General features: G+C 66.8%; 9 protein-coding genes. 4 read left to right on the forward strand and 5 right to left on the reverse strand.

Features of this window, described 5'->3' with window-relative positions; all coding sequences use genetic code 11:
- Window positions 1-113: 113 nt before the first annotated feature.
- From ACLIME_RS13915 to trxA, 4 genes are all read left to right on the forward strand, one after another.
- Complete coding sequence (locus ACLIME_RS13915) at window positions 114-2453, forward strand: DUF6049 family protein (RefSeq protein WP_411557284.1); 2340 nt, start codon at window positions 114-116, stop codon at window positions 2451-2453.
- The gene (gene murJ, locus ACLIME_RS13920; RefSeq protein WP_411557285.1) at window positions 2446-4062 is read left to right on the forward strand and encodes a murein biosynthesis integral membrane protein MurJ; all 1617 of its coding nucleotides are present in this window, start codon (window positions 2446-2448) and stop codon (window positions 4060-4062) included. Before ACLIME_RS13915 ends, murJ begins: the two co-directional genes overlap by 8 nt.
- Before the next feature lie 151 nt (window positions 4063-4213).
- A complete protein-coding gene (gene trxB / locus ACLIME_RS13925; protein WP_086472471.1) occupies window positions 4214-5224 on the forward strand; it encodes a thioredoxin-disulfide reductase in 1011 nt (336 codons plus the stop codon).
- Between the two features lie 45 nt (window positions 5225-5269).
- Window positions 5270-5590, forward strand: coding sequence for a thioredoxin (gene trxA, locus ACLIME_RS13930; protein WP_064294045.1), 321 nt, complete (start codon window positions 5270-5272; stop codon window positions 5588-5590).
- Between the two features lie 268 nt (window positions 5591-5858).
- Here trxA and ACLIME_RS13935 read toward each other — a convergent pair whose 3' ends face one another.
- The 5 genes from ACLIME_RS13935 to yidC form a co-directional block, all read right to left on the reverse strand.
- Window positions 5859-6917, reverse strand: coding sequence for a ParB/RepB/Spo0J family partition protein (locus ACLIME_RS13935; protein ID WP_124767830.1), 1059 nt, complete (start codon window positions 6915-6917; stop codon window positions 5859-5861).
- Entirely contained in the window at window positions 6917-7819 is a 903-nt protein-coding gene (locus tag ACLIME_RS13940) for a ParA family protein (RefSeq protein ID WP_274500041.1), read from the reverse strand. The genes ACLIME_RS13935 and ACLIME_RS13940 overlap by 1 nt, the downstream gene beginning before the upstream one ends.
- Window positions 7820-10014: 2195 nt before the next feature.
- Window positions 10015-10656, reverse strand: a complete 642-nt coding sequence (rsmG, locus tag ACLIME_RS13945) for a 16S rRNA (guanine(527)-N(7))-methyltransferase RsmG (protein WP_124767831.1) — start codon at window positions 10654-10656, stop codon at window positions 10015-10017.
- Window positions 10657-10686: 30 nt separating this feature from the next.
- Complete coding sequence (locus ACLIME_RS13950; protein WP_064294041.1) at window positions 10687-11190, reverse strand: protein jag; 504 nt, start codon at window positions 11188-11190, stop codon at window positions 10687-10689.
- Window positions 11191-11198: 8 nt separating this feature from the next.
- Window positions 11199-12182, reverse strand: coding sequence for a membrane protein insertase YidC (gene yidC, locus ACLIME_RS13955; protein WP_124767832.1), 984 nt, complete (start codon window positions 12180-12182; stop codon window positions 11199-11201).
- Window positions 12183-12185 lie beyond the last annotated feature (3 nt).

Raw genomic sequence — 12185 nt, forward strand, 5'->3', positions numbered from 1 at the left:
TCCGCCGCCGTCGCATCGGCGTCGTACAGCGCACAAGCATCCAGGTTCGACTGGGAGGCCCCCGTACAATCGTCACCGGACGGCTCCGCCCGAGCGGACCGTCCCCACCGCCCATGACACGCCACCGCCACCGCCCACGCCTCCTCAGCGCCCTCGCAGCAGCCGCGCTGTCGTTCGCCGTGGTGTCCGCCGGCGGATGGTCCACGGGTTCCAGCGCGATCGCCTCGCCCGAGCTGAGCGCGAACACGGCATCGACTCCCGACGGCCTCGTGTCCGTCGAGGTGAGTCCGAGCGACGGGGGAGCGGTCGAACCCTCGTCCCTCACCTCGTTCGGCATCACGCTCACGAACGGCACCGACGCCGATCTCCCCGCCGGCTCCGTGTCCGTGGCGATCACCACGGCGCGGATCACCGGCACGGCGGCGCTCGACGCCTGGCTCGACACGACCGGTGCGGACGCGGCCGCGACCCCCGCCGGCACCACCGTGGTGCGGACGATCGACATCCCCGAGCTCATCGCCGGGCAGCAGTACGTCGTCAGCGGGCTCGACTTCACTCCTCCGGCGCTGGGGTTCGACGACACCGACGCGTGGGGCTCCTACGGCGTCTCAGCCGGCTACGTCGCGGGCGACACGGCGGCCGGAGGTCGGACGGCGCTCGTCTGGCGGGCGCAAGGACAGCCCACGTCAGCCACCGTCGCGCTCGTCGCCCCGCTCACCGTGCCGCTCAGTTACGGCGGACTCCTCGATGCGGACGAACTGACCGAGCTCACGGCCGACGACGGCGCGCTCACGACGCAGCTCGACGCACTCTTCGGCGAGCAGATCGCGCTCGGGATCGACCCACGCATCATCGCGTCCATCCGGGCGCTCGGCACGCGCGCACCGGAGAGCGCCGTCGCCTGGCTCGCCCGCCTCGAGGCCGCTCCGAACGAGACCTTCGCGCTCCAGTACGGCGACGCCGAACCCGCCGTGCAGGCCGAAGCCGGCCTCGACCGACTGCTGACCCCGAGCTCGTTCTCCTTCGCCCTGAACGTCGCCGACTTCCCCGTCGTGCAGCCGACCGAGACGCCCACCCCGACCGCGTCGCCGACCACCGGGCCCGACGACGTCCAGCCGACTCCGCAGGCCGGCTCCTCACCGGCCACGTCCTCCGAACCATCGGCGGCAGCCACTCCGTCGGAGGAACCGGCACCCACACCGAGCCCGTCCGAGACCCCCGGCCAGGCGGTGCCGACCGTTCCGACGATGGACGAGCTCCTCAGGTGGAGTTACTCGCTCCCCAGCATCGTGTGGGCGGGAGGCGCGGTGACCGATGCGGATCTCGCCGTCTTCGCCGCATCGGGCGGAACGGTCACGTTGCTCGACTCCGCGAACACGACCGACACCGGACAGTCCGTGCGCGCCTCGACGGCGGTCGGCACGGCACAGACGCTGCTGGCCGACCACGGCCTCGCCGAGTCGCTGGGCGACGCCGCCGCCGCCACGACGGACGCCGCGTTCGAGAGCGCCATCGCCGACGTGAACGCGCGGGCGGCCGCCATCGGCACCGAGGGATCGTCCGGCGGAACGGTCGTCGCCGTGCTGCCTCGGGGAGTGGACGCGACCCTGCCCGCCCTCGCCGACACCGTGAACGCGCTCCGCTCCCTGCCGGCCACGACGCAGACCTCCCTGGCGGCGACGCTCGCCGAGCCCCCTGCCGCGGCGACGCTCGGGGCGATGGCACCCGACAGCGAACGCGTGTCCGACGTGCAGGTCCTCCTCGACGAGGAACAGGACGTCACCGCCTTCTCCTCGGTGCTCGACGAACCCGAGCTGCTGACCGGACGGGAGCGCGCCACCCTGCTCTCCAGCCTCGCGGCCGGCTGGCTGCGTACGGAGGGCGACTGGGGATCGGCGGTGACCGCGCAGCAGGAACGGACGGACACGGTCCTCGCGTCGGTGCGCGTCACCGACAGCAGTCGCATCAACATGGTCGGCGGCGAGGTGTCCCTGCCGTTCGCCGTGCGCAATGACCTGCCCTATCCCGTCACCGTGGTCATGGAGGCCTCGCCGAGCAACGGTCGACTGAGCATCTCCGGTTCCGTGACGCAGGAGATCGCCGCGGACTCGCGCGCCACCGTGCTCGTCCCCGTGCAGTCGCAGATCGGCAACGGCGACGTCACCCTCCGTCTGCAACTCTTCAGCACCAGCGGGCAGGCGATCGGCGAACAGTCCTTCGTGGGCGTGAACGTCCGCGCCGACTGGGAGGGCATCGGTGCCGTCGTCCTCGCCCTGCTCGTCGCCCTACTGTTCGTCAGCGGTGTGGTCCGCATGGTGCTGAGCCGACGAGCCAAGCGACGCGGCTCGGGTGCCACGTCCGCCGCCCCCACAGATGCTCCGGACGGCGGTCAGCCGCCAGGCGATGAGCCCCCGGTAGAGTCGTCACCCGGACGACAGGAGACGAATGGCTGACGGCATCGGCAGGGCGAGCGCGCTCCTCGCCTCGGGAACCCTCGTCTCCCGACTGCTCGGCTTCGTCAAGGCGATCCTCGTGGCTCAGGCCATCGGCGTCCTGGTCATCGGCGACACCTTCGCGATCGCCAACCAGCTCCCGAACACGATCTACGTCATCATCGGTGGCGGCGTGCTCAGCGCCGTGCTCGTGCCACAGATCGTCCGTGCGGGGATCCATGCCGACGGTGGCAACGCGTACATCAACAAGCTCGTCACCATCACCCTCGTCTTCATCGGCGGGGCCACCGCGCTCATCACCCTGCTCGCACCCGTGTTCGTGTTCATCGTCGCCGCGACGCTGTCGCCTGATCAATTCGCGCTCGCGACGGCATTCGCCTACTGGTGTCTCCCGCAGATCCTGTTCTACGCGCTCTACACCGTCCTCGGGGAGGTCCTGAACGCACGCAAGATGTTCGGACCGTTCACCTGGGCACCGGTGCTCAACAACGTCATCGCGATCGCCGGGCTGATCGCCTTCATCACGCTGTACGGCAGCGGCGACCTCGCGGTCAGCGAGTGGACCGACGGTCGAACGGTGCTCCTCGCAGGCTCCGCCACCCTCGGCGTCGTCGTCCAGGCCGCCTTCCTCATGCTGTTCTGGCGTCGGGCCGGACTGCGTTTCCGACCGGACTTCCAGTGGCGAGGCGTCGGCCTCCGCGCCACCGGGCGGATCGCCAGCTGGACCTTCGGCATGCTGCTCCTGACGACCGGTGCGGGGATCGTCGAGACCCAGATCGTCGCTTCCGTGAGCAAGCAGGGACCCTCGGTCGCGATCCTCAACTACGCCTGGCTGATCTTCATGCTCCCGCACTCGATCATCACCGTCTCGATCGCGACGGCCTATTTCACGCGGATGAGCGAGCACGCGCAGGGCACACGCGATCGCGGACGGGACATCCCGCGGCTGCAGGCCGACATCTCCGGGGCCATCCGCGTCGTGAGCGTCCTCATCGTGCTCGCAGCGGCCGTCATCATGGTGGTCGCCGTGCCGTTCGGCAGTGTCTTCGCCGAGACGTTCGAACAGGCGCAGGCGATGGGCGGCATCATCATCGCGTTCGTGATCGGACTCGTGCCCTTCTGCATCCTCTTCGTCCTCCAGCGCGCCTTCTACGCCCTCGGAGACACGAAGACGCCCTTCTTCTTCACCCTGTTCCAGACCCTCCTGTTCGTCCTCCTGGCGCTGATCGTGCTCCTGGTCCTCCCACCACATCTGGTGGGTGCCGGCGTCGCGCTCGCCATCACGATCGCGTGCATCGCACAGACCGTGGTCGCCGCACTGCTGCTCCGGCGCCGGCTGGGGGGTCTCGACGGCCGACGTATCATCCTGAGCCTGGTCCGGTTCATCGCCGCCGCCGTGCCTGCGGCTGTGGTCGGAGTCGTCGTGCTGTTGCTGCTCGGCGGTGTCAGCGAGGAAGGGTTCCCGACCGCCACGATCCCCGGCGCCATCGTCACCATGGGCGTCGTCGGGGCGGCGATGGCCGCCGTGTACCTCGCGGTGCTCGCCCTCCTCCGCACGCCGGAGCTCAAGGCGGCCTTGGCGCCCGTCCTCGCCCGGTTCGGGCGCTGACACCCACGGGTCGACGCCACCTCACGCACACCGGCTGAGAGCTGCCCGAGGCCCCGGGGGGAGCGGAATAGCGGCCGGTTAGGATGTGTTACACCACTCGGAACCCCGGAACCCACCTGGTCCGGGAGCCCACGAACCACTGAGGAGCATCGTGCGTCAGGTCATCATCATCGGATCAGGACCCGCCGGCTACACGGCGGCGATCTACGCTGCCCGCGCCTCGCTGCAGCCGCTGCTCGTCGCGTCATCGGTCGAGGCCGGCGGCGAGCTCATGAACACCACCGAGATCGAGAACTTCCCCGGCTTCCCCGAGGGCATCCAGGGCCCCGAGCTCATGATGAAGCTCCAGGAGCAGGCGGAGCGGTTCGGCACCGAGGTCCTCTACGACGACGTCACCGAGCTGAAGCTCGACGGCGACGTCAAGACGGTCACCCTCGGCAACGGACAGGTGCACGAGGCACACACCGTGATCTTCGCCACCGGCTCCGCCTACCGCAAGCTCGGCCTCCACGACGAAGAGCGACTCTCCGGCCACGGTGTGTCCTGGTGCGCCACCTGCGACGGCTTCTTCTTCAAGGAGAAGACGATCGCGGTCATCGGCGGCGGCGACAGCGCCATGGAGGAGGCCACCTTCCTCACGCGGTTCGCGTCGAAGGTGTACGTCATCCACCGCAAGGACACCCTGCGCGCGTCGAAGATCATGCAGGACCGTGCGTTCGCGAACGAGAAGATCGAGTTCATCTGGAACAGCGAAGTCGCCGGCATCACCGGCGCCGACGCGGTCGACGGCGTGACGCTGCGCTCGACCACCGACGGCACCGAGACACACCTGCCGCTCGGTGGCCTCTTCATCGCGATCGGCAACGACCCGCGCACGCACCTCATCCACGGCCAGCTGGAGCTCGCCCCCGAGGGCACGATCGCCGTCAAGGGCCGCTCGTCGAAGACCAACCTCCCCGGCGTCTTCGCCGCGGGCGACGTCATCGACCCCACGTACCGACAGGCCATCACCGCGGCCGGCAGCGGCACCATCGCCGCCCTCGACGCGGAGCACTACCTCGCAGACCTCGAGCAGGCTGCCGGGGAAGCGTCGGCCATCGGCGAAGCACAGACGGCCGGTCGTCCGCAGCCGGCCGACCCCGTGCTCACCACCACCGTTTGATCGACGGCCAGGCTGTCGGCCTGGCCACCACGAAGGAGAACACTCATGTCAGATGCAGTCACCGAGGCCACGTTCGACGAACTGGTCATCAACAGCGACAAGCCCGTCCTCGTCGACTTCTGGGCCGCCTGGTGCGGTCCGTGTCGCGCGGTCGGCCCGATCCTCGACACGATCGGCTCCGAGAACAGCGACAAGATCACCGTTCTCAAGCTGAACGTCGACGAGAACCCGAACCTGGCCATGAAGTACCAGATCACTTCCATCCCCGCGATGAAGGTCTTCAAGGGTGGCGAGGTCGTGCAGACCGTCATCGGCGCCAAGCCGAAGGCCGCACTCGAGAAGGATCTCGCGGCTTTCCTCGCCTGATCAGGTTTTTCTGAACCACGGAACCGCCCGGCTCATCTGAGCCGGGCGGTTTTTCGCTGTCGAGGAGTTTCAGGTGAAACATCCCGAATTGTCTCTTTGATCAGGGGTTCTCAATCACAGTGCACCCGCGCCGCGCTTCGAAGAGCTCAGTAGCCGAGATGAGGTGGCTGTCCGCCAATCCAAGGATTCCACCGCTTTGGTCCCTGAGCTTGGCGAAGCGCATACGGGACCCCGCGGCTGAGCGGCCCATGTTTCACGTGAAACAGTCTCAGGAGGACTGGCCGAATCCCGACTCGCCAAGCTCGCTCAGAATGCGGTTGAGGTCGGCGATGGTCGCGAACTCCACGACCATCTGTCCCTTCTTCGCACCGAGCGTCACCTTCACGCGGGTGTTCAGGCGGTCGCCGAGGCGGTCTGCGATCTCATCGAGTTGTCCGCGTCGCGACCCGGCCACCGGACGCGGCTTCTTGGCCTGAACGCCCTGAGCCGCAGCAGCCTCGGCCGCGCGAACCGACAGGTCCTCGTTCACGATCTTGTCGGCCAAGCGCTGCTGTGCCTCAGGATCGGTCAGCGACAGGATGGCGCGAGCATGTCCGGCGCTCAGCACACCGGCAGCGACGCGCTGCTGCACGGCCGCGGGCAACTTGAGCAGGCGGATGGTGTTGCTGATCTGAGGGCGGGAACGACCGATGCGGTTTGCAAGCTCGTCCTGGGTGATTCCGAAGTCGGCCAGGAGCTGCTGGTATGCAGAAGCCTCCTCGAGCGGATTCAGCTCCGAGCGGTGCAGGTTCTCGAGCAGCGCATCGCGCAGCATGTCCTCGTCGGCGGTGTCCTTGATGATCGCGGGGATGCGGTCGAGACCCACCTCCTTGGAGGCGCGAAGACGGCGCTCACCCATGATGAGTTCGTATCGTTCGTCGTCGCCAGGGATCGGTCGGACCACGATCGGCTGCAGCACGCCCACCTCACGGATGCTCGTGACGAGTTCGGCGAGGTGGTCCTCATCGAAGACCGTGCGCGGCTGGTTGGCGTTCGGCACGATCAGTTCGGGGGAGAGGTACGCCAGCCGGGCACCGGGGACGGCCACGAGCTGCGGCCCATCTGTCGTGGGCGCAGCGGCGTCCGGTGCAGTGGGCGCGTCGGCTGCCGCCGCCTCTGCTGCGGCGGCGTCCGCGGCGGCAGTAGCCGCGTCCTTCGCCGCCTTGCGGGCAGTGCCCTGGTTGTCGGGGAAGAAGACGTCGACGGGACGGTTCGCCTGCGAGTCTGAACTCGTCGTCGGAATGAGTGCACCGATCCCGCGACCGAGTCCAGTTCGTTTCGTTGCCATCAGTGACTGACTCCCTCAGGGTGGTTCGTATCGGGTGTATCGGAGGAGCCTGCGGCCCATCGGTTGGCGATCTCCGCCGCTGCTTCGAGATAGGACACCGCGCCGAGTGACGTGGGGTCGTAGCTGATGACGCTCTGCCCGAAGCTGGGGGCTTCGGAGATGCGCACCGCTCGTGGGATGACCGACTCGAGGACCTGCCCGGTGAAGTGGTCTCGGACGTCCTGGGCCACCTGCTGCGCGAGGTTGGTGCGCCCGTCGTACATCGTTAGGAGAATGGTGCTGACGGCGAGCCCTGGGTTCAGGTGCCGCTGGATCAGCTGGATGCTACTGAGGAGCTGACTCAAGCCCTCGAGCGCGTAGTACTCGCACTGGATCGGGATGAGTACCTCTTTGGCCGCGACGAAGGCATTGATCGTCAGGAGGCCGAGGGACGGCGGGCAGTCGATCAGGACGTAGTGAAACGGCTCTTCGGCGTCCTGGATGAACTGTTCGAGCGCCGTGCGGAGTCGGTGCTCACGCGCGACCTGTGACACGAGTTCGATCTCCGCGCCGGCGAGATGGATCGTCGAGGGAGCGCAGAACAGCGTGGGGAACTCGGGGCTCTGCTGGACGACATCGGCCAGGGGGAAGTCGTCGATCAGGACGTCGTAGACACTCGGGACGTCCGAGTGATGCTCGACACCGAGTGCGGTTGACGCGTTCCCCTGGGGATCCAGGTCGATCACGAGGACACGAGCGCCCGAACGAGCGAGGGCGGCGCCGATGTTGACGGTGGTCGTCGTCTTGCCGACTCCACCCTTCTGGTTGGAGACCGTGAAGACCCGAGTGTGGTCGGGCGTCGGCAGGGTTGCGTGAGCCAAGGCTTTACGCCTCTCAGTCAGATGGTGGAGCTCGCGAGCCAACGGCGTGGACGCGTCGAAGGCGCTACCAACGGAGTCGCGCTCGGGAGCCGCGGAATGCGTTGGTTCGGGTTGTTTCACGTGAAACCTTCTTGCTCGAAACGTGTCCTTCAACCGTACCAGCGTGGGCTGACGCCAGGGGAGCGATCTCCGACAGTGATCGGGGGAGTGCGTACGGACGGAGGCCCTCGAGCGCCGTTTTGCGACACCCGCATATCTTCGAACGTCCCGGATGGTGCCCAGAAGGGACACCTCCCCCTCCTGCGTCCACAGGGTTATCCACAGGGCACCGGCGTGCCTGATCCCGCGCAACCGCGCGAGCCCCGGGCGTGCAGGTCGAAGCTGGTCGGGTCAACACGAGACGAGCCCGGCGGACGTGTGTTGACAACCATGGGGGAAGTTCCTCTGTAGTCAGGCAGAGATCCGCGTCTTTCCGCGGAAGTTCGCACCCGATAGCCCCACTCCGGGTCCAGTACGTCCAGGCTCTTGCCCCGGTGCGGGTTGACCACAGTGCGGTGGTACGCCGGTTGGGGCCCGCTTCTTCACGGAGGATCGCCAGTTCCTCCGGTTACGTGCGAGAACTGTCCACAGAGTTATCCACAGGCTCCGTCTCCACGTGCTCATATGGTGGAACACTGCGCGACTGGCACGAGTCCGCGCCAGCGTTTCACGTGAAACCAAGACTCCGTGCACGCCGAGCCGTCCCGCGGCTCACATCGATAGGCGCCTTCCCAGCCTCTCGCCACAGCCCACTGCCCGCCTCACTGGTGTGATCCGACAATGGGGGAGTGGTAGCGACCAAGCATCGCGAATCGGTCCGATCCCGCACTCGATCCGTCGCGCCCGCCCGCTGTTTCACGTGAAACACTCTGGAGAGAACCAACGCAACGGATGGGTATGATCTCGAGCGCAAGCCAGCCCGCTACCGCGTACTGTGCTCGTCGAACTCAACTCGTCTGCACCACCGCGTAACAGCCACGCAGGAGCAGAACGCCACCCATGTTCCACGTGAAACATCGAACACCGCGCCGGTCCCGGCACGACGGCCTCCCTGGGCGCGACTCACTGAGTGAACTGGGACACACGACTCCAGGCCGATTGGAACCACTCCGGAAAACGAAGGACTCAAGCGAGTGGCATCGCTCCCACGTTCCACGTGAAACGTCGCGCAATCTCACCCTTCCGGTGGCAAGCACCCTCCGCCGAGGCCACCTGGGCGCAGAATCATGCATCGTCGATCGGGAATACGCCTGCTTCTTCTAAGCTCACAGGAGTCACGAGTACGACATCCGCGGTGCCGGCGCACTTCGACACATCGTTACGCAGAATGGGCGCCGTGCACGGTGCCTCGCCGCCGGGGAGAGCGCGGAGTAGCAGCACGGGATGCTCCAACGTGAACGCACCGCACCGCGCCAGAACCTCGAAGAACGGGACGACTTCGACGCACGCGATAGCGGCAGGCAGACCATCCTCTCCTTCTCCGACCGGCAACTGACCCAGCACCTCCGCCAACACCGACCCGCCGGCGGACATGAGCCTGCCGACGCTCGGGCGCCAGTCGGCCCACAGGAACCTGAGGAGCTGGCGGAATGTGCATCTCGCAGCAGGTCTCCAACGACAGGTCCACCACGTGATGCACCACCGCGAGTCAGTTGAACGTGTGGGACGGGGACGGCGCGACGCACCTACCCTGAAACCAAGTACCGACTCGGACCTACCCGGACTTCGAAGGAAGGCCACAGATCCCTGACAAGCCCGACCGGATCACCAACCTGAGAGCTCCACCGTTGCCACCCGCACTCGTCCGCCATCTCCGAAGTGACAGCGAGCTGGCCGGCCACCGCGTCGAGCATCGACGTCTTGATTCGCCGATCTCCGGAGCGCGGAACATCTCTGCACGTCGCTGGAGTTGCCCGCGCCGCCACACCAGGCTGAGGCTACGGGCCGAGTAAAGAACATATATAAGATACCAGCGACAACACCGCTAGCTAGAGTCAGAAAACACTCGAATCCGGCCCGCCGAGCGGGCCAGATCAGTGTACGAATGGACCGGAGAATCGTTCCTGACGAACTCAGGACCGCTGAACTGGCCGCATTTTCCGGGCCGGTTCGTCAGGAGCCATTCTCCCGAGAGCTCGCGAGCCGCCGAAGATCGTCTGCGGCGCGCCTCACGGAGGCCGGAGCGCTCTCGACTGACCTCAGCCGCGGACGGTTCCCACGATGACTCGGGTCGGCTCCGCGAGAACGCCCTCGCCAAGCGTTCGAACCTCGACGCCGGAGACCCGGTACTTGCGAAGCTCCTTCGTCGAGGCGTCGACTTCCGCCTGCGCGCCGGCACCCTTCATGAGGACCAGCTCTCCGCCGTCGCGAAGCAGGGGGGCAGTGAGGGGGAGTAGCTTGCGCAACGCGCTGACCGCCCGCGCGGTCACCTGGTCGAGGGGCTCATCGAGGCGAACCTCCTCAGCGCGCGCTCGCACGACGGTGACGTTCTCGAGCCCGAGGACGCCTACCTGGTCGTTGAGCCAGGCGACCCGACGTTCCATCGGTTCGATGAGCACGAACTCGACGTCCGGCCGAGCGATCGCAAGGACCAGTCCAGGCAGCCCAGCGCCGGTGCCGACGTCCCCGACTCGTCCGGCACGAAGGAGCGGGGCAACGATCACGCTGTTGAGGATGTGGCGCGTCCAGAGACGCGGAAGCTCCAGTGGCCCGATCAGTCCGAGTGGCTCACCGAACTCCGCCAGATTCGCGGCGAAGGCACGACCGACATCGATCCGGTCGCCGAACAACTCGGCTGCTTCCGCCGGTTCCGGTTCGAGTCCTGCAGGCACGTCAGTCATCGCAGTTTCACGTGAAACGATCAGGCCGCGTCAGCCGCGGGTGATGACGGTGTGACGGTCGCGGCCTTCGCCGTGGGACTCGGACACGAAGCCGCGAGCCGACACGATGTCGTGGACGAGCTTGCGCTCGTAGCTCGACATCGGGGGGAGTGCCGCCTCGGTGGAACCGGCCTCGATGCGCTCGACCGCTCGCTCCACGAGGGCGCCGAGCTCCTGCTGACGTGCTTCGCGGGATCCGCCGATGTCGAGGATGAGCCGGGAGAAGCCACCGGTACGGTTCTGAACAGCCAGGCGGGTCAGCTCCTGCAGTGCGTTCACCGTGTCGGGACGCGACAGGAGACGCAGGTTGCTTTCCGTGGGGGAGTCGATCGACACGTACGCACGACCATTGCGGGCATCGATGTCGATGTCGCCATCGATGTCGCAGATATCGAGGAACTCCTCGATGTAGTCCGCTGCGACGTCGCCCTCTTCTTCGAGCTGCGTGATGGTGGGTGCTTCGTCCTGGGCCGGGGCCAGTTCCTGGTCAGTCACCGATACTCCTACTTGTCTCGTCCGTCGGTCTGCTGCTTCTTCGCACGCGCCTTGCCCATGGGCTGCTGGCGCTGCGTTGGGGTCTTCTTCTCGGGTACCGGCGCCTCGGAGATCGAGATGACGTCGCCGTTCGGCGTCATGAGCTTGCCCTTCCGAGCGAGACGCTCCTCACGAGCCTTCGCAGCGTCGGAACCAGGCGTCGGCATGTTCCGGATGACGAGGAACTGCTGCACCATCGTCCACGCGTTGGACGTCAGCCAGTAGAACATCACGCCGAGCGGGAAGGCGAAGCCGGAGAAGAGGAACACGAAGGGCAGGATGTAGAGGAGGATCCGCTGCTGCTTGAACTGCGGGCTGGCCTTCGTCTCGGCCGACATGTTCTTCGACACGATCTGCAGCTGCGTGATGAACTGCGACGCGCACATGAGGATGACCATGACGGCGGCGATGATGACGACCGCCCAGTTGACCGGGTTGCCGGCGAGTGCCGCCTGCATGCTCGTGTGCAGCGGAGCGATCCCGAACAGGTTCGCGTCGCCGAACTGCACGGCGAGGGTCTCGTTCAGGGGACCGACGCCGGCCTTGCTCTTCTGGGCGTCGTTGAGCACGGAGAACAGGGCGAAGAAGATCGGCATCTGGACGAGCAGCGGCAGACATCCGCTGACGGGGGAGGTGCCGTGCTTCTTGTACAGCTCCATCGTCTCGCGGGACATCGCCTCACGGCTGGCCTGGTCGCGCTTGCCCTTGTACTTCTCCTGCACCTTCTTCATCTGCGGCGCGATCTCGAGCATCTTGCGCTGGCTCTTGATCTGCTTGATGAACAGGGGGATCAGGGCGGCACGGACGACGAGGACGAGCCCGACGATCGAGAGGACCCAGGTGATACCGGCCGCGGGGTCGAGTCCGATGGCCGTCCACAGCAGGTGCCAGCCCACGAGGAGCAGCTCGACCGCCCATTTGAGCGGCCAGAGAATTGTGCCGATGATGTCCATAGG

This window comes from Plantibacter sp. MPB07 (genome assembly GCF_046619465.1).
Taxonomy (GTDB): domain Bacteria; phylum Actinomycetota; class Actinomycetes; order Actinomycetales; family Microbacteriaceae; genus Plantibacter; species Plantibacter auratus.

Excerpts from the sequence above, each read along its gene's own strand:
- ACLIME_RS13915 (WP_411557284.1), top strand. The coding sequence starts at position 114 with ATGACACGCCACCGCCACCGCCCACGCCTCCTCAGCGCCCTCGCAGCA.
- murJ (WP_411557285.1), top strand. The coding sequence starts at position 2,446 with ATGGCTGACGGCATCGGCAGGGCGAGCGCGCTCCTCGCCTCGGGAACC.
- trxA (WP_064294045.1), top strand. The coding sequence starts at position 5,270 with ATGTCAGATGCAGTCACCGAGGCCACGTTCGACGAACTGGTCATCAAC.
- ACLIME_RS13935 (WP_124767830.1), bottom strand. The coding sequence starts at position 6,917 with ATGGCAACGAAACGAACTGGACTCGGTCGCGGGATCGGTGCACTCATT.
- rsmG (WP_124767831.1), bottom strand. The coding sequence starts at position 10,656 with ATGACTGACGTGCCTGCAGGACTCGAACCGGAACCGGCGGAAGCAGCC.
- yidC (WP_124767832.1), bottom strand. The coding sequence starts at position 12,182 with ATGGACATCATCGGCACAATTCTCTGGCCGCTCAAATGGGCGGTCGAG.